Here is a 24,457-nt window from a genome sequence, read left to right as displayed (position 1 = left end):
CGCCGGCGGCGGCCTTTCGATCAGGCTTCGTCTGCGACGACATTCCTGAGCACGCCGAGGCGCTCGACCTCGATCTCGACGACATCGCCGGACTTCATCCAGAGCGGTGGCTCGCGCCGCGCACCGACGCCCCCCGGCGTTCCGCTGACGATGACGTCGCCGGGCTCGAGCCGCGTGAACGTGGAGCAGTATTCGATCTGGCGCGGGATATCGAAGATCATCTGCTTGATCCGCGCTTCCTGCATGACCTGTCCGTTGAGGCGCGTCTCCAGCTTGAGCTCGCCAAGCGGACCGAGCTCGTCCGGTGTCATCATCCAGGGCCCGAACGCGCCGGTATCGGGAAAATTCTTGCCCGGCGTGAACTGATGGGTGTGACGCTGGAAATCGCGGATGCTGCCGTCATTGTAGCAGGAATAGCCAGCAACGTGGCTCATGGCGTCGGCCCGGGAGATGTAGCGGCCGGCCTTGCCGATGATGACCGCAAGCTCGCCTTCGAAGTCGAGATCGGTCGAGACGCGCGGCCGCACGATCGGCTGCAAATGTCCGGTCTGGCTGTTGGCATAGCGCGAAAAGATGGTGGGATGCTCGACCTCGGCGCGGCCGGTTTCCTTGCGGTGGGTCTCGTAGTTCAGGCCCACGCAGAGGATCTTGTCGGGGTTCGGGATCACCGGCAGCCATTTGACCTTGGAGAGCGGAACGGAAGCCGCCGCGGATCTTGCATCCGCAACGCCGGCCAGCGACGAACCGATGGCAGCCTTGAGGTCGGCGTAACGCGCCCTGAGCGCTGCACCGACATCGAAAAAAGTCTCGCCTTCGACGACGCCCCAGGTGGTGCGGCCGTCGATCGCCACAGTTGCCAGTTTCACGGTGTTCTCTCCTTTGTGGGATCAAAATTGTGGTTGTCTCGCCCGGCCGGAACGTCGTGCAGACGCGCCCCGATCTCGCGCAGGAGATCGCCGAGTTCGGCGGCGTCGCGCGCCGTGCCGAAAACGTAATGATCGGGTCGCACGATCGCGGCGACGGCCTCGTGACGATCGAACCAGCTCGCGAGCACGCCCTCGGTCTCCTGGAGCGCATCGGGCGCGCCGGAGCCGGCAGGTGCGATGGCCGCTGCAAACAGGTCCGGGCGCGCCGTGCAGAGAGCGAGGAGAGCAGCCGCGTCGGAGCGGCGGCCGTCGATGAATATGCGCAAGCCTGGTCCGGTCACCTCATCGAGCAGGCGGACCGTGCCGGCGCTTGCGATGCGCGGCTGTGGAAACAGACTGCCACGTGCCGGCCCTTCGTGATTTGCAAGAAGGCCGGCGCGCAGCGGCGGAATGATCTCTTGCCGCGTGATCTGGAGTGGCTTGCCGCCGCCTTCGGCCAGAATGCGCGCATCACGCCGCCGGGCCGCGGCGGGGTCGCGTTCACAAATCGACTGGCCGATTGCCTTGATCTTGCCGGTCAGCTCGATCACATGGGCCTTGCGTTCCACCGTGTAGCTGTCGAGCAGGCGGTCGGAAGACACACCCCTGAGCACCCGATCGAGCTTCCAGACGAGGTTCGTGGCATCGCGCAGGCCCTGGCACATACCCTGGCCGATGAAGGGCGGCTGCTGATGTGCGGCATCGCCGGCGATCAGGATTCTGCCGTTGCGCCAGACCTCCGCAACGAGGGCGTGGAAACGATAGGAGGCGGCCCGCCACAGCTCGCCTTCCTGCGGCGTGAGCCAGGGCGCGAGCAGCTTCCAGACATTCTCAGGCCGCTCCATCTGCCGCGCGTCCTCGCCCGGCAGCAGCATGATCTCCCAGCGGCGATGGTTGTTCGGGCCGATCAGGAAGCTGACGGGGCGCGCCGGATTGCAGAATTGCGCGGAGCATTGCGGCAATTCGTGAAGCGCGCTCTCGTTCACGCGCACGTCGACCACGAGCCAGGGTTCGTCGAAGACGAGGTCCTCGAGCCCAAGCCCTGCGATCTCGCGCACCGTGCTCGAGGCGCCGTCGCAGCCGAGCACATAGCGCGCGGTCACGGAACGGTGCTTTCCGTCGGCTTCCTTCAACCTGGCTTCAACGCGATCGGAGGCTTGAACGAGATCAATCAGCTCGACGCCGAGCCCGGCGCGCACGTTGGAAAAGCTTGCCGCGTGGCGGCGCAGCTCGGCCTCGACCGCGGGCTGGCTGAACACCATGCTCGGTGTGTAGCCGAGCGGATAGGGCTTTGCGACCATGTCGACGCGGCGGATCAGTTGGCCGTCGACGCCAAAATGCTCCGACGCGGTGAAGGGCTCGACATGGGGCGCGATCGCCTCAGCGAGGCCCATATTGTCGAAGTGCCGAAAAATCTCGTGATCGAGCGCAATCGCGCGCGGCTTGTCGTAGACCTCAGTGAGCCGGTCGATCACCAGCGTGCGATGACCGAGGCGGCCGAGCTGGCCCGCGGCAACGGCGCCAGTCGGCCCGAAGCCGACGACGAGCACGTCATGGTCGGTGGCCGCCGCTTGCGTCATGCGCGCGCCGTCGTGAAGGGAACGGCGAGCTGCGCCGTCTTGCAGGCGTCGGACTTGGGCGGGGCAATGCCCCACTGATCCGTTCGTCCCGGCGGCCAGACCCAATCGCCTGGACCTTTCGCGACGTAGCTGTCGTCGATCTGCAGGACTTCGGCGGTGTATTCGATTACTGCGCCGGTCGGATCGACGAAATAGGCAAACACATTATCGCCCGGGCCGTGACGGCCGACGCCCCAACCGATCGGATAGCCATGATCGACCATGCGGCCGGAGCCGCGCATGACCGACTCCAGATCAGGCATCAGGAAGGCAATGTGATTGAGGCCGTTGCGAGGGGCTTCCGCGAGCACCACCGCGTGGTGGTCGCGGTTGCAGCACAGGAACGCCATCAGCTTTGACCGATCCGACAGGCGGAAGCCGAGCGTCTCCTGGTAGAATGCCGAGAGCTTTTCGACATCGACGCTGTTGATGTTGACATGCGCGAGCCGCTCGGGCCGGTCCGCCACCACGCGCGCCGTCTTGGTGCGGTCGCCATGAACGAATTCCATGGTGCAGCCCTGCGGCTCCCGAACCACGAAACTTTCGCCGCCCGACGGTGCCGGCGATGGCGCGAGCCCACTGACCACCTCACAGCCAGCCCGTCGCGCGCGTTCAAACAGGCGGGACAGGTCTTCGCGCGAGCGGGTGCGGAAGCTGACTTTGCGCAGCGAGGTCGTCTCGCCGGGCGTGAGCTCGAGAACGTGGAAGTCGCCGCCCGTCGCCGCGAGGTAGACCGTGCCGTCCGCTTCCGCCGCGACGTCGAGGCCCCAGACCGCCGTGTAGAAATCGACCGAAGCTGTGGGGTGCGGCGTCGTGATCTCGACGCTGCGCAGAGCCGCCACCGGAAAATCGGACATTGGGCTTCCTCGCCAGGACGCGCGAACAGTGGCGAGTCCATAATATGTAAAAAAGTTGCCGTAAAGAATAAATTTATAAATTATTGGCCGGAAGTCTTCTAATGTACAAAAAGGGTCGACGATTCCGATGGACGCTCATGAGCTCTGACCTGCAAACCCCTAGGGCGGACCAGCCGGCCACGCTGGCGACGACGATCTATGCGCGCCTGAAAACCGACATTCTGACCACGCGGCTGGAGCCCGGACGCAAGCTGCAGTCGCGCTTCCTGATGGAGCAGTACAATGTCGGACAGACCCCGCTGCGCGAGGCGCTCAACCGCCTGACCACGGAAGAGTTCGTCGTCGGCATGGAGCAGCGCGGCTTCTATGTGAAGGAGGTCAGCAAGGACGAGCTTCAGGAGCTGACCAAGACGCGGTGCTGGGTCGAAGGCCTGGCACTCCGCGAGTCCATGCAGAATGCGACCCAGGGCTGGGAGGAGGCGCTGCTGGTTGCGCATCACCGGCTCGATCGTACGCCGCGTTCGCTCAAGCCCGATACATTCGAGGACAATCCGGACTGGGAGAAGGTGCACCGCGCGTTCCATGCGACACTGATCGGCCTTTGCGGTTCACGGCCGCTGCTCGGCTTCTGCGAGCAACTCGCCGACCGGCTCTATCGCTATCGCATGATGTCGATTGCGAAGGCCTATCCGGCGCGCAAGGTCGGTGCCGAGCACAGTGACATCCTTGAGGCGGTGCTCGCCAGGAACAGCGATCAGGCCGTGCGCCTGCTTCAGCAGCACTATCAGCGCACCGCCGACGTCATCTATTCCGACCTCGACGGATTGCTGGCGTAGCTTCGTCCCGGGGACATCGAGCGCTGCCGCGATCAGCGCGAGCGCTTCGGCAGCTTTGGAAGTTTGTCGGGATTGAACGCCGGGAGCGGCCCGGTTCGTTCACGCGCCGGGGGCTGGTGTTCCGTCAGAATGAGCGTTCCCTGGAGGACCATTCCCGGCACTTGTTGTGCCGTCGCCGTGTAAGTCGCGATCTTGCCGGGGCAGTGTCCCTCGATGTCCAGCGTCAGCTCATCATCGACGCCGAAGACGGTCGCACGTCCATCGGTATGACGCTTCGTCAACACGGTTGCGGTGAAGCGATCGCCATCGACCTTGCAGGAGCCGTGATACGTCATCAGGCTGTCACGGCCCCAGATCTGGCCATCTGCGACATGGACGATACCGGCGCCCTGATCGAGCGGTGTCTTGTACCACGCCGCGTAGGTGCCATCCTTCAGCATGGGAGCCGTCTCCCCTGGTAGTCCCCCGCCAACAATCCGCATGATTAGCGCTAAGAAAGCGTTAATCGCGCGGCCCGTGCCAATCCGGTCTGTCCCTGCGCAGCTCGGCCTCAAGGTCCTCGATGATGCTATGAAGCAGACACGCGGCCAGCGGGTCGGTCACTTCCCGTTCCAGATGCCGATAGCGCGCGATCCGGGATTCCTGCTCTCTCAACTGGTGCTCTGTCATCAGACGGGCCCTCCGACAAAACGACGCGCAGAGGGCCGAACAGTTTCGTTAAAATTTTCAGATCATTTGTCACGGTTTCTGATCGGTTAACGCTTGCGAGCGTCGGATGCGAGCTCAGAACCGAAGACGAACTCCGATCATGTCCCCGCTCCTTCACCTGACTGGCCTGCTAACGCGCGACTGAGCAATCGGTCGGACGCCCCCAACAGTGCGACCGCATAGGACGGCTCTCCGGCTGACGGGCTCGGCAGGATGGCCTGCGCCCTGTTGTTAAACATCGCGCCGCTGCGGCCGTTGAGATCGCGTGACACCAAGAGCGGGACCATCCGCTCGGCATAAGTATCCGGCTCGATCATCATGAAGCTGGTCAGCCATTCCATGACGGCAAAAAGCGCGCGCGACCCGAGCAGATTGGCGCGGATGTTGGTTTTGACGAAGCCAGGGTTGAGACCGAAGACATCGACATCGGGAAGACGTGTGGCGGCATCGAGGACGAGCACTTCGTTTCCGGATACGGTGTTCGAATGTGCGGAGAAGCGCTTGTAGCTTCGTTCCGAGTTGAGGTCGTCGACATCAGCCTTCTGCTCCGTGCCGGGGAATCCCATGACGAAGATCCGGGGCCTCGGCTCGGTCCTGGTACGGTCCTTGCCCAGACGCGGAGCGATCTCGTTCAGGATGACAAGGCGGCTCAGATAGCTGACGGCAAGATCGCGTTCGATGCCTTCGGGCGTCACCTCGCGTTTGGGGCCGGCCATGATGCCGGTCGTGAAGACGACGATGTCGATCTGCCCGGCGGGCAGCTCAGCGCCGATCCGTCTCGCATCCCGCATCGAGCTCAAATCGGCCTTCATGAACGTGATGCGCGGCACCTCCTGATCGCGAAAAGTCTGACCGACGACTAGGACATTCGCTTCCTTGGCTGCGAACTGGTGGCTGAGTGCGCGACCGATTCCGCCGGTGCCGCCAATCACCGCGACATTCAGTCCGGCGAGCCGAAGGCTTTCGAGCGCTGGCGGAGCGACATTCAGGCTCTTGTCCAATTCCACGCGTTTCACTGTAGATCTACCTTCCGCACGCATTGATGAAAACAAGCGCTCGCACGGCGAGTCGCGGTGCAAAGCCGATGAAGGTGGTGCCGCCGTCCTCAGATGACGGCAGAAGCATTCAATGCGGGATAGTCGATGTAGCCCCGTGCTGTGCCGCCGAAGAACGTCGTCCGATCGGCCTCGTTCAGCGGCGCGCCCGATTTCAGGCGCGCGATGAAATCGGGATTTGCCAGGATCATCTGGCCGTAGGCCTCCAGATCGGCCAGTCCAGCCGCGACGTCGGAGCCGATGCGCTCGCGCGGACGGCCCGGCCTGTTCACGATCAGCTTGCCGTGCCACAGCTTGCGCAGGTCGGCCAGGAGACGCTCGTCGGCCTGATGCATGATGTGAAGGTAGGCGAGCGAGAGCTTGTCGAGCTCGGCGACCAGATGGCGATAGAGGTCCGGTCCTTCGGCGCCTTCGTCGATGCCCCACATCGTGATGCCCGGCGACAGGCGGATCGCCGTCTTATCCGCGCCGATCTCCGCGGCGATGGCGGCCGCCACCTCGACGGGCGAAACGCGCCCGATTTTCGATCGAGCCGCCGTACGCGTCGGTTCTTGTGTTCGCGCTCGGCGCAATGAACTGCTGGACCAGATATCCATTTGCGCCATGGATCTCGACGCCGTCCGCGCCCGCCGCGATGGCGTGACGCGCGGCCTCGCGGAAGTCCGCGACGGTCCGGCGCACTTCGTCGGTCGCGAGCGGCCGTGGCTGCGGGATATCCTGCATGCCCTTCGGCGTGAACATCGGCGTATCAGGCGCGATCACGGACGGGGCCACACCCTGCCGGTGATGCGGCGTGTTATCCGGATGGGACATGCGTCCGGCATGCATGAGCTGAATGAAGATGCGGCCGCCCTTGCCGTGGACGGCGTCGGTGACCTTGCGCCAGCCGTCGACATGTGCGGGCGTGTAGATGCCCGGTGTGGTCATGTAGCCCTGCCCATCATCGGATGGCTGCGTGCCTTCGGTGACGATCAGTCCGACCCCGGCGCGCTGCGCGTAATATTCGGCTGCGAGGCCGCCGGGTACGCCATCGGCGTCGGCGCGCGACCGCGTCATGGGCGCCATGACCAGGCGGTTCGAAAGCTCAAGTCCGCCGACGCGGACGGGACTGAATAGCGGGTTCATGGCGGGTCCCTTCTCGAAGACAATTGAGAAGGCAGATGGACTCTCCACCCAATGGAATAAATACCGTATAATGGATCAGATTGATCCATATGTGGGATAATTCCATGGAGCTGTTGAACGACATGGCACTCTTCGTGGAGGTCGTGAAGGCCCGGAGTTTCCGAGGCGCAGCCGCGACGCTCGACATGCCCAACTCGACCCTGTCGCGACGGATCAGCCTGCTCGAGAGGGAAATCGGGTTGCGCCTCCTGAACCGAACGACGCGCAGGATCGAATTGACCGAAGCCGGCCAGCTCTATTTCGAGCGCTGCAAGCGCATCGTCGACGAAGCACGCCTGGCGCACGAGCAACTCGGCGAGATGCTGGCGCGGCCGAGCGGACTGCTGCGCGTCTCACTGCCGGTCGACTTCGCGAACACTTATCTCGCGCCGCTGATTACTGAGTTCGCGCAGCATTATCCCGGTATCGATTTCGAATTCGATCTGACGCCCAGACGCGTCGATCTGGTCTCCGAGCCGTACGATCTGGCGATCCGCGTCGGGGAATCCGAGCCGTCCCATATGATCGCGCGGCCGCTTGCCCGCCTGCATGGCTATCTCTACGCCTCTCCGCGCTATCTCGAACTCAACGGCGAACCGAACGAGCCCGCGGACCTCGCACGCCATCAATGCCTGTGCATGACGCGGGTGGACACCTGGACGCTGCACAAGGGAACGCAGACGGTCGAAGCCGCCGTCGGCGGCCGCTTCCACCTCAACAGCATTGGCATGCTCCGCCGCCTCGCGGCGCTCGACATGGGCATCGCTTTCATGCCGCAGGAAATCGTCGCCGACGAGCTCGCAAATGGCCGGCTGCTCCGCATCCTGCCGCAATGGCAAGGCTTGCCCATGACCATCTACGCAGTCACCGAGACCAGACTGCTTCCTGCCAAGACGCAGCGCTTCATCGAGTTTCTGCGCGAGCGGCTCAGCCGGGGGTAGATCGGCACCAACTCCTGGTCTGTAAATCGCGCGGCGAATTTACGTTCCTGAAAAACCGGTGCCAGGCTGATCTACGAGTTCACGGCACGTCGCCGCTCCTGCGCACCCCGCCGATACTGTGCGGCTTGTTGAGGAAGAACTCGCGATTGCCGAGAGCTGCTTCCGCGTACTGATCGATCGCAACCTGGATGGCCTCGATGTGCATCCGGCACCAGCCTTCGTAGCAAGACAGGCGCCGCGCATGATCGAGGGCCTTCAGGAATTCCGGCGGCTCCTGCATGTCGGAGAAGTAGGTCGGCCTCTCTGCCTTCATGCCTGTGCCACCTCTCGCGGCGGGACAAGACGGCGCTTCTCGACATGGACGCGTGGCGGCGTCGGCCGCCGGCGGGGAATGAAGAGGCTGGCGACGACAATCGGGTCGGTATCACCGAGGGCGGTCCGCTCCTGAACAAGCCCGCTCATCACCGTGCGCATCTTCATGACCTCATGGGCCACGAAAGTGCAGTCCTCGTCCCGGTTGATCTGTTCATGCATGATGGCTTCAGCCTCACGCATGCTGACACGTAACGCCCTGATGACTCTGCGGATCTCATTGATGCGGTTGTCCATGGCTCGCTCCCTGGCTGGACGACCAGCATAAGAACAAATCATGAACATTGTGTCAATCGACCTAACGTAGAAAGGCCGGCGCCGACAACTCCACCACGGGCATGTTCGTAACCGACTGCCCGGCGCCGCCCAGCGTGCGTTTACGAAAGCGCACGCCTGCTCTGAGCAGGATCGGACAAAGCATGGCCGCTTCAGGAAAGACCCTGAGCCTTCGCAGCGCATAGAACGCGCCACCCCGTACAAATACGAGAACCTGATCCACAACCTGAGCCGATCGGGAGGAGCCACGCAATGATCGGGAGCACGACACTCATGCGCAATCCCTCACACAAGGGCTTGCCGCCCGCACCTGACGCACAGCCGGACAATGGCTCGACTGCCGAACGGCGCGCCGCCGATGCGGAGATGGCGCGGGTGCTCAGGACCGAGCCGACCCGCGTGGCCCTGGACTCTTCCGGCGCCGGGATCGCCCATTGGAAACACGATCCGTTGCACGACATCGTCGAGCCCATGAGCCATCACGTGATCATGGCGTACAACGGCGTGATGCAGCGCATGGAGCGGCGGTCGGGAAAATCGGTTGCGATCGGTACGTTTCGCCCTGGCGTCGTGATCATCATTCCAGAGGGATCGAGCTCCCGATGGGACATTCCGAAGCCTGTCGATGTGGTCCAGCTCTATCTTCCGAATGCAACGCTGAAGCGCGTTGCCGACGAGGCCGGGACCACCAAGCCGGCCGATCTGCGGGAGCGGACCGCGCATCCCGATCCCATTACGTCCAGACTGCTCTTGAGCGCGGCGGACGCGCTCGGAGGCAACGGAGCCCTGGACACGTTGTTCCGCCATCAGCTGACGGATCTTCTGGCCACGCGCCTGCTGGTTGCCCACACCGGTTCGACGGCCACGTTCCAGCCGACCATGGGTGGGCTGTCGCCGAAGGTCCTGCTCCGCGCGATCGAACGGTTGCGTTCGGACAGCGATGCGGACGTCTCGCTCGATGCGCTGGCGTCCGATGCCGGCCTCTCGCGCTTTCACTTCTGCCGTGCCTTCAAGGAAAGCACCGGGCTCTCGCCGCATGCCTGGCTGCGCCAGCACCGGCTCGAGCAGGCCATGAACATACTGCGGGAGAGCGACGAATCGATCGTCTCGGTCGCCGCAGCACTTGGCTATTCCTCGCAGACCGCCTTCGCCGCGGCATTCAAGAAGCTGACGGGTGAAACACCGAGCGATTGGCGCAGGCGCATGCGTTAGCAGCAATCTCGCGACAGGGACGGCAATCGCTCTGGCGCAGTCGAAGATCTGGTTCGCTAAACATCTCGGCATCGCACCACGCGGACGGAGACGAACGATGGACTGGAAACAGCTTGCAATAGCGCCGCGACGGAAAGCCATCGCGTCGGCGGTCCTGTACGGACTTTCACTGACCGTGCGTTTCACCCAGCCGACGGCCGAAGAAGCGCCGGCACAAGCTGCGCAAAGCGCCAATCCCGCGACGTCGATCCTGATCAACCAGGGCTGGCTGAGGAAACCGACGGTGCCGGTAGCTCTGCGCGGCTGGCCATCGGGCCCGAGAAGCTGTCCGGCGGCGTGCGAAGGCCCTGCACTGCTGTCCTCACTGCCGAACTGCACCCTGCCGTAGGGCCTGACGGTCTCCGTTTCATCTCTTCGCATCATCGTCGATCGCAACGGGCTCTGCCGACACCAGGCGGCGGCGACGACGCGCGCACGTCCCGAGCCACCCAAACCCAGGAGTTAAACCACATGCGACTGCTCATCATCGGCGCCGGCTTTGCCGGCATGTACGCCGCCCTCTCCTCCGCCCGCCTGCGCGACATTCAGGGCGTTTCGCCCGGCGATCTCCAAATCGCGCTGATCGCACCGGAGCCGACGCTGGTGGTCCGCCCGCGGCTCTACGAGCCGAAGCCGGAAACCCTGACGGCGCCGCTGCGCGATGTCCTCAAGGCGATCGACGTCGACTACATCCAGGGCAGCGCCGAGACCGTCAACACCGAGGCGCGAATGGTGCAGATCACCGGCCCCAAGGGCACGCGCAAGACGCTGTCCTACGATCGTCTGGTGATCGCCACCGGCAGCCGCCTGTTCCGCCCCGACATTCCAGGCCTTGCCGAGCACGGCTTCAGCGTCGACTCGCTCGACGACGCCATCGCGCTCGACAAGCATCTGCACGGTCTCGCCGACCGGCCGTCCGTCAACGGGCGCGATACGGTCGTCGTCGCCGGCGGCGGCTTCACCGGCATCGAGGCCGCAACCGAGCTGCCTGCGCGCCTGCGCGCCATCCTCGGCAAGGAGACCAAGACGCGCGTGATCATCGTCGAACGCAACGGCGCGGTCGCGCCGGACATGGGCGAAGGCCCCCGCCCGCTCATCGAGGACGCGCTGCGCAAGCTCGGCGTGGAGACGCGGCTCGGGGCCGGCGTCGCCTCGCTCGACAAATCCGGCGTGACGCTATCGACCGGCGAACACATCGAAACCGAGACGGTGGTCTGGGCGGCCGGCATCCGCGCCGCGCCGTTGACGGCGCAGATTCCCGCCGAGCGCGACAATTTCGGCCGGCTGCTGGTGGATCGCGATCTGCGAGTGCCCGGTGTCGCCGGCGTGTTCGCCACCGGCGATGCCGCGCGGGCCGCCTGCGACGACGAGGGCAATTACGCGCTGATGTCGTGCCAGCACGCGACGCGGATGGGTGCGTTTGCCGGCAACAATGCCGCCGCCGAACTGCTGGGCGTTCCGACCCGGCCCTACCACCAGAAGGCCTACGTCACCTGCCTCGACCTCGGCGAAGCCGGCGCGCTGTTCACGCGCGGCTGGGAGCGCAAGGTCGAGATGGTCGGCGACGTCGCCAAGAAGACCAAGCAGGAGATCAACACCGTCTGGATCTATCCGCCGAAAGCCGAACGCGCCGCGGCGCTCGCGTCGGCCGATCCGGAACGCGTGACCGACGTCTAGACGCACGAAGCGATGACGGCCGCGCTCGCCTGGCCACGCGGCCCGTTCGACCAGGACCCGCCAGAACCAAGACCAACCACCTTTCCCTGAAACAGGAGACACACATGAACCTGCACAACACCTCATATCCCGTGTCATCGGGCCCCGAAGAGCTCGTTCCGTCGCGCTACGCGCTGAAGGTCGGCGAGATCGACGTGCTGGTGGTCAGCGACGGCGTGCTGCCGCTGCCAACCACGATGCTGGCCCACAACGCCGCCCCGGCCGAACGTGAGGCCTGGCTGCACGACATGTTCCTGCCACAGGATGCTTTCGACTGGGCGCTGAACGCGGTCATGGTCCGCAGCGGCGGCAAGACCATCCTGATCGACGCTGGCCTCGGCTCCGACCCGAACTTGCACCTGCCGCGGGCCGGACAATTGATCAAGCGACTGGAGGCCGCCGGCATCGATCTTTCCTCCGTGACCGACCTGGTGCTGACCCATCTGCACATGGACCACATTGGCGGGCTGCTCATCGACGGCGTGAAGCAGCAGCTGCGCAAGGACCTGCGGATCCACGTGGCAGCCGCCGAGGTCAAGTTCTGGGAGGCGCCCGATTTCTCCCAGACCAACATGCCGCAGGGCTTTCCGGACGCGCTTCGCGCGACCGCCAAGCGGTTCGTGAGCGAGTACGGCAGTCAGTTGCGGCAGTTCGATGAGACGCACGAGATTGCGCCCGGCGTCATCGCCCGTCGCACCGGCGGTCACACCCCGGGACACAGCGTGGTCCGCATAGCGTCCGGCGGCGACGCGCTGACCTTCGCCGGCGACGCCGTGTTCGCCGTCGGGTTCGAGCAACCCGAATGGTACAACGGCTTCGAGCACGATCCGGAGGAGGCGGCGCGCGTTCGCATCCGTCTCTTGCGGGAGCTTGCCGAGACCGGCGAGATGCTGGTGGCCACGCACCTGCCATTCCCGTCGGTCGGACGCGTCGCAGTCGACGGTGACGCCTTCCGCTGGGTGCCGGTGTTCTGGGACTACTGAGGGGTCGTCGGATCAAGTCCGAACCGGGGCGCGTACTCATCGCATGGATGAGTTCGGCCCCGGTTCAGCGCCTGCCTAGAACGTCACCCGCATCCCCGCATAGAACGCGCGCGGCCGTGCCGGGCTGAGCGAGCGCGGGTCGTTGAAGTCAGCACCGCCGTTGGTGAAGTTGGGCAATGCCTCGCGGTCGAAGAACTGGCCGTAGGTCGCGTAGCGCTTGTCGAAGATGTTGTCGATCTTGCCGTAGAGCTGGATGTTCTTGGTGACCTGGTACGAGGTGTGGAGATTGAACACGGTATAGGACGGCAGTTTCGCATATTGGTTGGACTCGTCGCCGACCAGATACTGGCTGGAGACGAAGATCGCGTTGCCGCCGACCTTCCAGACGTCGGTCACCGCGTAGTCGACACCCACCTTGACGCGGTGGCGCGGGATCGCGGGGAGCTGGTTGCCGGGCGAGACCTGGATGTTGCCGTCGCCATCGGCGAACGGGCTGTTCGAGCCGATGGTCAGCGCGTCGAGGAAGCGCGCGTCGACGAAAGCGTAGCTCGCCTGGAACTGGAGCGTCGGCGACTTGATGTTGACCTCGGCCTCCAGCCCCTGCCGCCTGGTCCGGCCGACATTGGAGAAATAGCCAAAGCCGGTCCGGCCCGGAACGGGGATCGCGACGATGTCGTCATAGTTGGTGGCGCGAAAGCCGCCGATCTTCCATCCGAGCGTGCCGATGTTCAGTTCCTTGGTGCCGCGGAAGCCGGCCTCGACGGTCTTGGAGACGACCTGCTTCAATGGCGGATCGGAGACGAGAAACGCCGCGATCAGACAGGGGCGGGCTGGATCGGAGCAGCCGAGCTCGAGCGGCGTCGGCACGCGATTGGCCTCGGAATAGCCGGCATAGGCCGTCAATCCCGGCGTGATCTTGTAGGTGCCGCCGATCACCGGATTGAAGCGGGTGAAGGTGTGATCGCCGTTGAGATCGGTGCCGAGCTGATCCTCCAGTGTGATGCGCGCCACGTTGAAGCGGCCGCCGCCGGTGACGGCAAAGGCATCGGTGACATTGAACGTATCCATCGCATACAGGCCGTTATATTGGTTGACGGTCCGCAGCGAGACGGGACCGGCAACGGTGTTTGGTGAGCCTGTCGGCCCCAGGAGGAGACCGCTGCCGCTGACAACGTAGTTTTCCCCGATCGAGCCGATCTCGGCAGTGGCGTTGTAGCGCGTGACGCTGGCGTCATAGGTTGCGCCCATCACGAAGCGGTTGTCGTGCCCGAACAGCTGGTCGGTGTTGGTGGCCTGCCCCGACACGCCGAAACTTGTGGAACGTATCGTGCTGCGGTCGATCTCGCCGAGGATGGTTCCCAACGGATAGGGATTGACGAGCTGTGCGCCGTTGGTGCCGTTCGCCGGCGTCGCATCGTCGCCGAAGCACAGCAGGCCCAGAACGGCGCATTCCTGCACGTCGGTTGGGTTGCCATCGACCAGCTTCTGCTCGTACCGACGCACATGGGCGGTGCCTTCGAGCGTCCAGGTCGGCGTCGCGTCGACCTTGCTGGTCAGGTTGAGATAGCCGACACGGTTGGAGGTGGTCTGCGGTGTCGTGTAGGTCGCGCCCCAATATTTGTCGAGCAGCTCGGCCGGAACGGTGGCACTGGCGCCGAAATCGTTCTTCGCGACGCCCATATTGGCGTGGAATTCGCTGTCGCCCGCCTTGTAGCCGACATCGCCGTAGAAGCGCCGCACAGTCGATTGCGAGAAGTTGCGGAAGCCGTTGTCGCGCAGGCCTTCGAGCGCAGCGTAGACGCCGTAATTGTTGTCGACCTGCTTGCCCCATTGCGCCGAGCCCTGGATGCGGCCGAACGAGCCGCCCATCACGTCGAGCTCGGCGCCCTGATAGGTGAAGCCGTCCTTCATTTGCAGGTTGATGGCCCCGCCGAGCGCATTGAGGCCGAAGGCGGGATTGTTGGTCACCAGCGTCACCGACCTGATCGCGGCGGTGGGGATCAGGTCCCAGTTGACGGCGTCCGAGAAAGCTTCGTTGATGCGGACGCCGTTCTGGTACACGGCGAGGCCTTGCGGCGTGCCCGTCACGGGCGAGGCAACGAAACCGCGGAATTCGACGTCCGGCTGAAACGGATTACCGGTGACTTCGGTGATGTTAACGCCGGCGATGTTGTCGCGCAGCGCGTCGGTGACGTTGAGCGAGCCGGTGCGCTTGATCTGATTGGCATCGACCGCGTTGATCGCCGACGGCACCTTGTCGACGTCGAGACCTCGGCCGATGCCCGGCGAGGTGGGGTAGACGTAGAGGCGCGTCTTGGGGCTGGCGGACCCGGACGTCCCAATGCGCGCAACCGGCCGCGTGGACACGGGACGCCTCGCCGTTGGCGGCGGTGCCGTCACCTCGACCGGCGGCAGATTCTGAACGTTGGTCTCCTCATCCTGCGCAGCCCCGGCAGGACCCGCAAAGACAAGCCCCGACAACAGCCCCGTCGAAACCGAGGCCATCAACAAACGATGCCTGAACCAAAGACCCTTGAACCAAAGATGCTTGCCCATCCCCGCCTTCCCATCCGCGACCACCGGCTGTTTTGATTTTCGCCGTTTGGTTCAGACGAGTGTATTCGGCGGCAGCTCACGCGCCAGCCACAAAAGATCGGGCAATATCCGCACCCGTCTTCCCGATAAAATCGGGAATTTTTCCCGATCAGGCCGCCGCCGTCGGCACCAGCGCCTCGACGGTCAAGCCACCATCGCCGGAGACGACGTTGAGCGTGCCACCCAGCGCCAGGATCCGCTCGCGCATGCCGACGAGGCCGAAGCCGAGCTTCTGGCCGGGCTCCATGCCACGGCCGTTGTCGCTGACCCGCACCCGGGCGCAGAAGCGACCGTCGCGCGTGAGCTGTTCCGTCGGCTCGATGACGACATCGACTGCGGTCGCGCCGGCATGGCGGAACACGTTGGTGAGCGCCTCCTGCACGACGCGGTAGATGGTGAGGTCGGCGGTCTCGCCGGTCGCCCCGAGCCCGGGCGAGATCGTGGTGTGGATCGTGACGTCGGGATGCGACTCCCGCCACAGGCGCGACAGCGATTCGAGCGCCTGGCCGAGGCCGAGCTCGGCGAGGCCGACGGGCCTCAAGCGCTCGAGCACGCGGCGGGTGAATTGCTGGAGCGCGTTGATCTGCTCCAGCAAGGCGCTGCCATGCTTGCGCACTGCCTCCGCACTCGGCGCCCGCCCGTCCGCAAGCTTTGCCAGCGCGCTGGCATGCGCGCGCAGCGAGAACAGATACGGCCCGAACTCGTCATGCAGCTCGCGCGCGATCTCCTTGCGCTCGACGTCCTGGAGCGACACCGTGCGCTCGGCGAGGCGCCGCTTGTCCTCGACCGCCTCGCCCAGCGTTGCCGCAAGATGATTGAGCTTGGTGCAGATCGCGGCGAGCTCCGGCGCCCCGCCGGGCGCGACACGCGCCTCATAGTGCCCGCCTTCGAGCTCGGTCATCGCCTCAGCCAGCGACTGGAGCGGCGCCAGCGCCCGGCCGACCACGTTCATCATCACCAGGAACAGTGCGAGCGCGATCACCGAGCCGACCTCGAGCTGGGTCACGATGCCGTCCCAGATCTCGGCGATCTCGTCGTCGGGATGCGAGGTGATCCGCAGCGAGCCAGGCTTGCCATGGATCGAGACGGGGACGCTGACCGCGGTCTGCTCGGGATGAACCAGGCTGACGAACCAGGCCGGCGGCCCGCGCGCGTCGTCATCGGCATCGGGCCGGGGCGGCGTCAGCGGGTTCCCGCCGGAATCGTGAAGCGCGATGCTGACATGGCGCAGTCGGCTGAGATCGCGCGCGATCTGGTTCAGCCTGGCGTCGGGATCGGGCGCCTCGTTCAGGTCCGTCACGATCATCTCGATGAATTCCCGCGCGAGCCGGATCACGCTCTGGTCCTCGGCCTGCACCCGCGGCCCCGCTTCCGCGACCTGACGGCCGATATTGACCGCGAGCCCCAGCGCCAGCAAGAGCGCCAGCAGCAGGTTGATGCGCGCGCGCAAGGATAGATTTTGCCACATTGGTGCCGCCCGTGCCTCGCGAAGGTTGGCCCGCACCTGCCCGATGAGATTGACAGAGGCGAAGCGCCCGATATCTAATCGAAAGCGTACAGCAATCCCGGCCGGGTTGCATGAGGCGGCATGAGACGCGCGTGGCTCTCCTGTTCGGTATCATGCGGCGCAAAACAGGCAAGTTCTATCACGGGGAACGCGCTGTCACGGGGAACGCCTATGCGCATTCTGATCGTCGACGATCATCCCATTGTCGCCTCCGGCTGCCGTGCCGTGCTGGCCGACGAGGGCGAGATCGAGATCCTGGAGGCCGCCGACGCCGAAGACGGCGAGTGCGTCTTCATCGTTGAGCGCCCCGACCTCTGCGTCATCGACATCAACCTGCCGACCGTTTCCGGCTTCGAGCTGGCGCGCCGCATCCTCGAGCGCGCGCCCGAGGCCCGCATCATCATGTTCAGCATGAACGACGACCCTGCTTTCGCCGCGCGCGCGATCGAGTGCGGCGCCAAGGGCTACGTCTCCAAGACCGGCGACCCCGACGATCTCGTCGAGGCGATCCGCACCGTCGGTAGCGGCGGCACGTACCTGCCGAGCGCGATCGCGCGCAGCATCGCCTTCGCGGGGCCTGCGCTGGCGCGAAGCCCGTTGTCCAAGCTGAATGCGCGCGAGATGGAAATCCTGCGGCTGCTCAGCGCGGGAAAGAGCCTGTCCGAAATCGCCTGGCTGGTGCAGTCGTCCTACAAGACGGTCGCCAACACCTCCTCGATCATGCGCCAGAAGCTCGGGGTCAAGACCTCGGTCGAGCTGGTGCGATTGGCGATCGACAGCGGCGTCGCCTGACGCGCGGGCAGCCGCCACACATTCGGTCACACAAGCGTTGCAATGTTGATGTGGTGAAGCGCCACTGGAGCTTAGGGAATGACGATTCACACTGTCTCGACCAATAAATCCTACGGCGGCGTGCAGGGCGTGTACCGCCATGCGAGCCAGGCGACCGGAACCGACATGGTGTTCTCGGTCTATGTTCCGCCGCATGCGGACGGCGCCAAGCTGCCTGTGGTCTGGTACCTCTCCGGGCTCACCTGCACACATGCCAACGTCACCGAGAAGGGCGAATTCCGCAAAGCCTGCGCCGAGCTCGGCCTGATCTTCGTTGCGCCCGACACCTCACCGCGCGGGCCGGACGTGCCGGGCGACGCCAACAATGCCTATGATTTCGGCTTAGGGGCCGGCTTCTATGTCGACGCGACGCAAGAGCCGTTTGCGCGCAATTACCGGATGTGGAGCTATGTCACCGACGAACTGCCGAAGCTGGTGGCGGAGAATTTTCCGGTCGATGCCAAGCGGCAATCGGTGATGGGCCATTCGATGGGTGGCCACGGCGCGCTGACGGTGGCGCTGCGCAATCCGCACCGCTATCGCGCCGCGAGTGCGTTCGCGCCGATCGTGGCGCCGTCGCAGGTGCCCTGGGGCACCAAGGCGCTGACCGGCTATCTCGGGCCCAACAAGGACAACTGGCGCAGCCATGACACGGTGGCGCTGATCGAGGACGGCGCGAAGTACCCGGGCTTCCTGGTCGACGTCGGCGATGCCGACAACTTCCTGAAGGAGCAGCTCAAGCCGGAGCTGCTGCAAGCCGCCTGTACCAAGGCGGGCATCCCGCTGACGCTGCGTCGGCAGGCGGGCTACGACCACAGCTATTATTTCATCTCGACGTTCATGGGCGATCATCTGCATTGGCATGCGGAGAGGCTGAAGGGATGATCTCTTTCTTACCCTCCCCTGGGGGGAGGGTCGCTTCACATCGAGCGAAGCGAGAGGTGAAGCGGGGTGGGGTGATCTCTCCACTCGGGCATCGTCTCAGAGGATGGACTGTCACCCCACCCCGCTCGCGCTGCGCGCGATCGACCCTCCCCCTCCAGGGGAGGGTAAGAGTCCCCTACTCCGGCTTGCCGTAATTCGGCGCCAGCAGACGGTTGCGGATCAGATAGCTCATCGTCCGCGTCCAGGATTCGTCGGTGTTGCCGCGCATGTCGGCGCTGGCGGCGGTGATCATGGTGCCGGTCTTCACGTCGCGCAGGTAGATGTTGAGGTTGATGATCAGGTTCGAGACCTTTTGCACCATGCCGGTGATCTCCAGGTCGGCGCCCAGCTGCCCGGCAAGCTTGAGGTCGCAGCCGCCGCAGGCCTGTAAATTGGCATGACGGGCGGCATCCCTGACCGGCGCGATGTCGAGCACCTGGAACCGGCCTGAGTCAGCCAGTTCTTTACGCAGCTGCTCGCTGATGCGATCGAGCCGCGCCTCCTCCGGCTTGGAGCCGTAGAACTCGCCGGGCAGGCTGGTATCGATCAGCTCGAAATCGAACACCGCAAGCTTCGGCGGATCTGCGAGCGCAACTGAGCCCGTCAACAGCAAAGCGGCGAAACATATCAGCGCTCGCACGATCGTGATTCCGCGTCCTCGCCTCGCGAGGACGAAATGCGGGGTTGCATGCCCTGACAAATTGGTCATGCTTTAGCAGAGACAATTCTCCATCGGCGGTCAAGCCGGGGAGAACGTTTGGAGGAAACATGATCCGATGGTTGGTCGGCCTGATCGGCCTGGGTCTTGCCGCGACGAGCGCGTTCGCGGCCGACCCTGTCATGATCGGCGTCGGCTATCTCGGAATCGCCGGCACCAGATCGACGCTGTCGCTGGTCGAGCAGCCCGCGGAGAATGACGGCGTCGCCGGCGCGCGCCTCGCCATCGAGGACAACAACACCACCGGCAAATTCCTCGGCCAGCGTTTCACGCTGGAGGAACGCCGCATCGGCGAAGGCGAGGATGTGGTGCAGGCCGCGACCGCGCTCGCCGAGAAGACCGGCTTCATCATCGCCGACCTGCCGGCGGATCAACTCCTCAAGGTCGCCGACGCCCTGCGCGACCGCGGCACGCTGCTGTTCAATGCGGGGGCGATCGATGAGCGGCTGCGCGAGGCCGATTGTCGCGCCAATGTCATCCACACCGCGCCGACTCGTGCGATGCTGGCCGACGCGCTCGGCCAGTACCTGGTGTGGAAGCAGTGGAAGCGCTGGCTGCTGGTGGTCGGCTCGCACGACGAGGACAAGCTGTTCGCCGATGCGCTGAGGCGCACCGCCGCGCGATTCGGCGCCAAGATCGTGCAGGAAAAGACTTTCGAGGACAAAGGTGGCGCGCGGCGTACCGACAGCGGCGTGACGCTGATCCAGCGCCAGATGCCGGTGTTCACGCAGGGTGCACCCGCCTACGACGTGCTGGTCGCGGCCGACGAAAGCGAGGTGTTCGGAGCGTACCTGCCCTATCGCACCTGGGATCCGCGCCCCGTCGCCGGCTCGGCGGGCCTCGTGCCGCGCAGCTGGGACGCCGCGCAGGACCAGTGGGGCGCAATCCAGATGCAGAACCGCTTCATGAAGCTGAACTCGCGGCGGATGACGGCGCTCGACATGCAGGCCTGGACGGCAGCGCGCATGATTGGGGAAGCCACCTCGCGCACCAATTCCGGCGATGTGAAAAAGGTCACCGATTTCATCAAGGGCCCGGATTTCTCGGTCGCCGCCTTCAAGGGCACGCGGCTGACCCTGCGTGACTGGAATCTCCAGCTGCGCCAGCCGATCCTGCTGGTCGACGGCCGCATGGTGGTGTCGGTGTCGCCTCAGGAGGGTTTTCTGCACCAGGTCTCCGAGCTCGACACGCTCGGCTACGACCGCCCGGAGAGCAAATGCAAATTGAAGTGAGCGATGTGATGAGATCGAATCCTCGCCGCAACGACGCTGCGCCCCCTCTCCCGCTTGCGGGGGAGGGTTGGGGTGGGGGTATCTCCGCGCACGAGAGCCCCCAAGAGGAACGAGCCCCCACCCGCATCGCATCTCACGATGCGATGCGACCTCCCCCGCAGGCGGGGGAGGTGAAACCAATCCGCAGTGGAATGTTGCGCATGTGGCGTGTTGGGCTTCTCTCCGGACTGGCGCTTGCGGCGGCGCCCGCGCATGCCTTCATCGCCTATGTCTCGAACGAGAAGAGCAACACGGTCTCGGTGATCGACACCGACAGTTGGACCGTGACCAAGACCATCAAGGTCGGCCAGCGGCCGCGCGGCATCGACTTCACGCGCGACGGCAAGTTCGTGATGGTCGCGGTCGGCGACGACGACACCATCCAGGTGATCGACGCCAAGACGCAGGCCGTCGTGGACAGCCTGCCCTCCGGTCCCGACCCCGAATTGTTCGCCCAGGATGCCGCCGGCAAGATCCTCTATGTCGCCAACGAGAACGACAACACGGTGACCGTGATCGATCTCGACAAGCGCGCCCGCCTCGGCGACATCCAGGTCGGAGTCGAGCCGGAGGGCATGACCATCAGCCCCGACGGCAAGACCCTGATCAACACGTCGGAAACGACCAACATGGCGCATTTCATCGACACGGCCTCGCGCCAGATCGTCGCCAACGTGCTGGTCGATGCGCGGCCGCGCTTTGCCGAGTTCAAGCACGATAGTTCCGAGCTGTGGGTGTCCTCGGAAATCGGCGGCACGGTCTCGATCATCGACCCCAAAAAGCACGAGGTGATCGGCAAGGTGACGTTCGAGATTCCGGGCCTGCGGAAGGAGGCCATCCAGCCGGTCGGCATCGGCATGACCCGGGACGACAAGACCGCCTTCGTCGCGCTCGGCCCCGCCAACCGTATCGCCGTGGTCGATGTCGCGACGCGGAAGGTGACGAAATATCTGCTGGTCGGGCAGCGGGTCTGGCACATGGCGTTCACGCCGGACGAGAAGTATCTGCTCACCACCAACGGCGTGTCGAACGATGTTTCCGTGATCGACGTCGCCGCGCAAAAAGTGATCAAGACCATTCAGGTGGGCGAACTGCCCTGGGGCATCACGATCGCGCCATGACCAGTCCCGCCCCCATCGCCGAGCCTCGCCAAACGCCAGGGCCTGCCCCCGCCGCGGTGCCGGCGCTGTCGATCGACGGCGTCAGCCATGCCTATGGTCCGCGGCGCGCGTTGACGGACGTCTCCTTCAACGTGCAGCCCGCGAGCTTCACCGCGCTGCTCGGTCTCAACGGCGCCGGCAAGAGCACGCTGTTCTCACTCATCACGCGCCTGTTCGGCATCCAGTCCGGCCGCGTCGGCATCTTCGGTCATGACGTCGGCAAGAATCCCGGCGAAGCGCTGCGGCTGCTCGGCGTCGTGTTCCAGCCGCGCACGCTCGATCTCGATCTGTCGCTGACGCAGAACCTGCTGTATCACGCCGCCCTGCACGGCGTCAGCCGGCGCGAGGCGGCCGCGCGCAGCGCCGAGCTGCTCGACCGCATTGGCCTGTCCGAGCGCGCCGGCAGCAAGGTGCGCGATCTCTCCGGCGGCCAGATGCGGCGGCTGGAGATTGCGCGGGCGCTGCTGCACCGGCCGCGCCTGCTGCTGCTGGACGAGCCGACCGTCGGGCTCGACGTCAAGGCGCGCGCCGACATCATCAGCCACGTCCGTCAGCTCGTCACCGAGCAGGGCATCGGCGTGCTCTGGGCCACGCATCTGTTCGACGAGATCATGGCGGGCGACGACCTCGTGGTGCTGCACCAGGGCAAGGTGCTGGCGCAGGGACCGATGAGCCGCGTCGTCACCGAAGCCGGCGCGCAGGACGTCAACACCGCCTTCATGCGCCTGACCGGCGCGCAAACCATGCCGGGAGGCGGCGCATGAGCAGCATCACCACCCGCGAGGCGCCGCGCGGCTTCTCGTTCGCCGAGTACATGACCTGCCTCACCGGCATCGTCTGGCGCGAGGGCCTGCGCTTCCTGCATCAGCGCGAGCGCTTCGTCTCGGCGCTGGTGCGCCCCTTGGTGTGGCTGTTCATCTTCGCCGCCGGCTTCCGCCAGGTGCTCGGCATCTCCATCATCCCGCCCTACGAGACCTACATCCTCTACGAGGTCTACATCGCGCCGGGGCTGATGGCGATGATCCAGCTCTTCAACGGCATGCAGTCCTCGCTCTCGATGGTCTATGACCGCGAGATGGGCAACATGCGCACGCTGCTGGTGAGCCCGCTGCCGCGCGGCTTCCTGTTGTTCTGCAAGTTGCTCGCGGGCACCGCGGTGTCGCTGCTCCAAGTCTACGCGTTTCTCCTGATCGCCTGGTTCTGGGACATCACCCCGCCGTCATCTGGCTATCTCACCGTGCTGCCCGCGCTGATCCTGTCCGGACTGATGCTGGGCTCGCTCGGCATGCTGATCTCCTCCGGCATCAAGCAGCTCGAGAATTTTGCCGGCGTGATGAACTTCGTGATCTTTCCGATGTTCTTTGCATCGTCGGCGCTCTATCCGCTCTGGCGGGTGGAGGAGGGCAGCCCCTATCTGTATTATCTCTGCGAGGCCAATCCGTTCACCCACGCGGTCGAGCTGATCCGCTTCGCACTGTACGGGCAGATCAACTGGGTCTCGCTGGCGGTGGTGGCAGCCTGCACAATCGTCTTCATGATCGGCGCGATTCTGGCCTATGATCCCTCGCGCGGGCTGGCGCGACGGGGGCCTGCGGGAGAAGGATGATGTCTCGGATCGTGGTCATGGCCGTTCTGGCGCTCGCGCTGTCGGGCACGGCCGCGCGCGCGGCCGATCCGCGCTTCCCCGACTGGCCCTGTACGCAGGCCAAGGTTCCGGAGATCTCTCTCGCCGCCGTCTGGGCTGGTCCTGCGCTCGAAGATGCCGAGACCAAGTGGAAGAACGATGCCAAGGTCAGCGCGCTGGTCTCCAAGCTGTCGGCGCGCAAGACGCCGCTGGACGAGGCCGAGAAATCGGTGAAGGAATTTTTGGCCGGCTCCGCCGCCGACAAGACCGCGAACGCAAAGCTCCTCTTCGCCGGCCTGTTCGATACCCTGAACGCCCAGCGTTCCCAGGTCATGATCGGCCTAGAACGCGTCAGCCGCAAGCAGCGCGACTCCGCCGACAAGATCCGCGAGGAGACGCTGGCGCTCCAGGCCCTCCAGGGCGCGACACCGCGCGACGAGGCCAAGGTCGAGGCGCTCAGCAACGAGCTGATCTGGAAGACCCGCATTTTCGAGGATCGCCACAAGGTGGTGCGGTTCGTATGCGAGGTTCCGACCTCGATCGACCAGCGCCTGTTCGCCCTGGGACGCGTGATCCAGCAGGAAATGGAATAGCGTCAATTGTGCTGACAGCTCGGCAGAAGTTCCCGCGATCTCCTTGCGACTATTAATCTTTCCCGCGCTATCGGCCGGAACCAAATCGCTCTAGGATGTCTTGTCGATGTGAATCTCGAAATGCCGGGAGGCCTCGATGGGAACCACAAGATTTATCCTCGCAGGCGCTGCGGTCCTCAGCATGCTCGCATCCAGTGCCTTTGCTGACGACATGACCGGAATGGTCACCAGGATCGACCGTCTAAACGGCACGATCTCGATCCAGCAGACCCAGAAGGGAACGGTCGGCGGCAGCGCAGGCGGCGCCGGCACGCTCCAGGAGTACAAGACCAAGGACGCCGCGATGCTGGATGCCGTCCATGCCGGCGACAGGGTGAACTACTCTGCGACCGACAATAACGGCACCGGCACGCTGACCAAGCTGCAGAAGCAGTAGGGCTCCTTGGCCGCGGAGGCTGCTCGCCTCTCAAATCGGTCCAGTGGGAATGCGATGCTGCCTCCGCGTCGTCATTGCGAGCGCAGCGAAGCAATCCAGAATCTTTCCGCGGAGG

Annotated in this window: 25 protein-coding genes and 1 pseudogene; 14 read left to right on the top strand and 12 right to left on the bottom strand. The window is 64.8% G+C overall.

Annotated features, from left to right (window positions below; translation table 11 throughout):
• Window positions 1-20 precede the first annotated feature (20 nt).
• Genes AC1RUR_RS25350 through AC1RUR_RS25340 form a run of 3 tightly spaced genes read right to left on the bottom strand, consistent with a single transcriptional unit; the run spans window position 21 to window position 3,381 of the window.
• Window positions 21-866 carry a fumarylacetoacetate hydrolase family protein gene (locus tag AC1RUR_RS25350; RefSeq protein WP_492849007.1) on the bottom strand — a complete coding sequence of 282 codons (846 nt, stop codon included), beginning with the start codon at window positions 864-866 and terminating at the stop codon, window positions 21-23.
• Window positions 863-2,485, bottom strand: a complete 1,623-nt coding sequence (locus tag AC1RUR_RS25345) for a bifunctional 3-(3-hydroxy-phenyl)propionate/3-hydroxycinnamic acid hydroxylase (protein WP_492849005.1) — start codon at window positions 2,483-2,485, stop codon at window positions 863-865. The genes AC1RUR_RS25350 and AC1RUR_RS25345 overlap by 4 nt, the downstream gene beginning before the upstream one ends.
• Complete coding sequence (locus AC1RUR_RS25340) at window positions 2,482-3,381, bottom strand: VOC family protein (RefSeq protein ID WP_492849003.1); 900 nt, start codon at window positions 3,379-3,381, stop codon at window positions 2,482-2,484. Before AC1RUR_RS25340 ends, AC1RUR_RS25345 begins: the two co-directional genes overlap by 4 nt.
• 137 nt (window positions 3,382-3,518) lie before the next feature.
• Between AC1RUR_RS25340 and AC1RUR_RS25335 the strand changes: the two genes are divergently transcribed.
• Window positions 3,519-4,217: a GntR family transcriptional regulator gene (locus AC1RUR_RS25335; RefSeq protein ID WP_492849001.1), complete on the top strand. Its 699-nt coding sequence runs from the start codon at window positions 3,519-3,521 to the stop codon at window positions 4,215-4,217.
• Between the two features lie 32 nt (window positions 4,218-4,249).
• Here AC1RUR_RS25335 and AC1RUR_RS25330 read toward each other — a convergent pair whose 3' ends face one another.
• The 4 genes and pseudogenes from AC1RUR_RS25330 to AC1RUR_RS25315 all read right to left on the bottom strand — a co-directional run bounded on the left by AC1RUR_RS25330 (window position 4,250) and on the right by AC1RUR_RS25315 (window position 7,105).
• Window positions 4,250-4,657 (bottom strand): hypothetical protein, encoded by a 408-nt coding sequence (locus AC1RUR_RS25330; RefSeq protein WP_492848999.1) that lies wholly within the window; start codon window positions 4,655-4,657, stop codon window positions 4,250-4,252.
• 61 nt (window positions 4,658-4,718) lie between these two features.
• The gene (locus tag AC1RUR_RS25325) at window positions 4,719-4,886 is read right to left on the bottom strand and encodes a hypothetical protein (RefSeq protein WP_165448169.1); all 168 of its coding nucleotides are present in this window, start codon (window positions 4,884-4,886) and stop codon (window positions 4,719-4,721) included.
• Window positions 4,887-5,023: 137 nt separating this feature from the next.
• The gene (locus AC1RUR_RS25320) at window positions 5,024-5,932 is read right to left on the bottom strand and encodes an SDR family NAD(P)-dependent oxidoreductase (protein WP_492849050.1); all 909 of its coding nucleotides are present in this window, start codon (window positions 5,930-5,932) and stop codon (window positions 5,024-5,026) included.
• Window positions 5,933-6,030: 98 nt separating this feature from the next.
• A pseudogene (locus tag AC1RUR_RS25315) lies at window positions 6,031-7,105 on the bottom strand (alkene reductase).
• Window positions 7,106-7,209: 104 nt separating this feature from the next.
• Between AC1RUR_RS25315 and AC1RUR_RS25310 the strand changes: the two are divergent.
• On the top strand, window positions 7,210-8,085 hold the full coding sequence (locus tag AC1RUR_RS25310) for a LysR family transcriptional regulator (protein ID WP_492848997.1): 876 nt from the start codon (window positions 7,210-7,212) through the stop codon (window positions 8,083-8,085).
• Between the two features lie 79 nt (window positions 8,086-8,164).
• Here the strand turns inward: AC1RUR_RS25310 and AC1RUR_RS25305 are convergent, their stop codons facing one another.
• Together AC1RUR_RS25305 and AC1RUR_RS25300 are read right to left on the bottom strand one after the other, a co-directional pair.
• Window positions 8,165-8,398: a hypothetical protein gene (locus AC1RUR_RS25305; protein WP_492848995.1), complete on the bottom strand. Its 234-nt coding sequence runs from the start codon at window positions 8,396-8,398 to the stop codon at window positions 8,165-8,167.
• A complete protein-coding gene (locus AC1RUR_RS25300; RefSeq protein WP_492848993.1) occupies window positions 8,395-8,694 on the bottom strand; it encodes a hypothetical protein in 300 nt (99 codons plus the stop codon). The genes AC1RUR_RS25305 and AC1RUR_RS25300 overlap by 4 nt, the downstream gene beginning before the upstream one ends.
• 312 nt (window positions 8,695-9,006) lie before the next feature.
• Between AC1RUR_RS25300 and AC1RUR_RS25295 the strand changes: the two genes are divergently transcribed.
• The 4 genes from AC1RUR_RS25295 to AC1RUR_RS25280 all read left to right on the top strand — a co-directional run bounded on the left by AC1RUR_RS25295 (window position 9,007) and on the right by AC1RUR_RS25280 (window position 12,683).
• Window positions 9,007-9,945 carry a helix-turn-helix domain-containing protein gene (locus tag AC1RUR_RS25295; RefSeq protein WP_492848991.1) on the top strand — a complete coding sequence of 313 codons (939 nt, stop codon included), beginning with the start codon at window positions 9,007-9,009 and terminating at the stop codon, window positions 9,943-9,945.
• Between the two features lie 97 nt (window positions 9,946-10,042).
• Window positions 10,043-10,333, top strand: a complete 291-nt coding sequence (locus tag AC1RUR_RS25290; RefSeq protein WP_492848989.1) for a hypothetical protein — start codon at window positions 10,043-10,045, stop codon at window positions 10,331-10,333.
• Between the two features lie 122 nt (window positions 10,334-10,455).
• A complete protein-coding gene (locus tag AC1RUR_RS25285) occupies window positions 10,456-11,661 on the top strand; it encodes an NAD(P)/FAD-dependent oxidoreductase (RefSeq protein ID WP_492848987.1) in 1,206 nt (401 codons plus the stop codon).
• Between the two features lie 104 nt (window positions 11,662-11,765).
• Window positions 11,766-12,683, top strand: a complete 918-nt coding sequence (locus AC1RUR_RS25280; protein ID WP_492848985.1) for an MBL fold metallo-hydrolase — start codon at window positions 11,766-11,768, stop codon at window positions 12,681-12,683.
• A 75-nt stretch (window positions 12,684-12,758) separates the two neighbouring features.
• Here the strand turns inward: AC1RUR_RS25280 and AC1RUR_RS25275 are convergent, their stop codons facing one another.
• Window positions 12,759-15,239 carry a TonB-dependent receptor gene (locus AC1RUR_RS25275; protein ID WP_492848983.1) on the bottom strand — a complete coding sequence of 827 codons (2,481 nt, stop codon included), beginning with the start codon at window positions 15,237-15,239 and terminating at the stop codon, window positions 12,759-12,761.
• A gap of 148 nt (window positions 15,240-15,387) precedes the next feature.
• Window positions 15,388-16,746: a histidine kinase gene (locus tag AC1RUR_RS25270; protein WP_492848981.1), complete on the bottom strand. Its 1,359-nt coding sequence runs from the start codon at window positions 16,744-16,746 to the stop codon at window positions 15,388-15,390.
• Between the two features lie 210 nt (window positions 16,747-16,956).
• Between AC1RUR_RS25270 and AC1RUR_RS25265 the strand changes: the two genes are divergently transcribed.
• Entirely contained in the window at window positions 16,957-17,577 is a 621-nt protein-coding gene (locus AC1RUR_RS25265; protein WP_492848979.1) for a response regulator, read from the top strand.
• 78 nt (window positions 17,578-17,655) lie between these two features.
• On the top strand, window positions 17,656-18,501 hold the full coding sequence (gene fghA / locus AC1RUR_RS25260; RefSeq protein ID WP_492848977.1) for an S-formylglutathione hydrolase: 846 nt from the start codon (window positions 17,656-17,658) through the stop codon (window positions 18,499-18,501).
• A gap of 175 nt (window positions 18,502-18,676) precedes the next feature.
• Here fghA and AC1RUR_RS25255 read toward each other — a convergent pair whose 3' ends face one another.
• Window positions 18,677-19,249, bottom strand: coding sequence for a DUF3280 domain-containing protein (locus AC1RUR_RS25255; RefSeq protein ID WP_492848975.1), 573 nt, complete (start codon window positions 19,247-19,249; stop codon window positions 18,677-18,679).
• 59 nt (window positions 19,250-19,308) lie between these two features.
• Between AC1RUR_RS25255 and AC1RUR_RS25250 the strand changes: the two genes are divergently transcribed.
• From AC1RUR_RS25250 to AC1RUR_RS25225, 6 genes are all read left to right on the top strand, one after another.
• Window positions 19,309-20,490, top strand: a complete 1,182-nt coding sequence (locus AC1RUR_RS25250; protein WP_492848973.1) for an ABC transporter substrate-binding protein — start codon at window positions 19,309-19,311, stop codon at window positions 20,488-20,490.
• Window positions 20,491-20,681: 191 nt separating this feature from the next.
• Complete coding sequence (locus tag AC1RUR_RS25245; protein WP_492849048.1) at window positions 20,682-21,650, top strand: YVTN family beta-propeller repeat protein; 969 nt, start codon at window positions 20,682-20,684, stop codon at window positions 21,648-21,650.
• Complete coding sequence (locus AC1RUR_RS25240) at window positions 21,647-22,453, top strand: ABC transporter ATP-binding protein (RefSeq protein WP_492848970.1); 807 nt, start codon at window positions 21,647-21,649, stop codon at window positions 22,451-22,453. Before AC1RUR_RS25245 ends, AC1RUR_RS25240 begins: the two co-directional genes overlap by 4 nt.
• Window positions 22,450-23,295, top strand: coding sequence for an ABC transporter permease (locus AC1RUR_RS25235; protein ID WP_492848968.1), 846 nt, complete (start codon window positions 22,450-22,452; stop codon window positions 23,293-23,295). The genes AC1RUR_RS25240 and AC1RUR_RS25235 overlap by 4 nt, the downstream gene beginning before the upstream one ends.
• Window positions 23,292-23,906: a hypothetical protein gene (locus tag AC1RUR_RS25230; RefSeq protein ID WP_492848965.1), complete on the top strand. Its 615-nt coding sequence runs from the start codon at window positions 23,292-23,294 to the stop codon at window positions 23,904-23,906. The genes AC1RUR_RS25235 and AC1RUR_RS25230 overlap by 4 nt, the downstream gene beginning before the upstream one ends.
• A gap of 136 nt (window positions 23,907-24,042) precedes the next feature.
• A complete protein-coding gene (locus tag AC1RUR_RS25225; protein ID WP_492848963.1) occupies window positions 24,043-24,342 on the top strand; it encodes a copper-binding protein in 300 nt (99 codons plus the stop codon).
• Window positions 24,343-24,457 lie beyond the last annotated feature (115 nt).

The organism is Bradyrhizobium sp. GW821-FHT12B03, from assembly GCF_058807535.1.
Note: the sequence above shows the minus strand (reverse complement) of the source record. Positions and strands in the feature narration are given on the sequence as shown.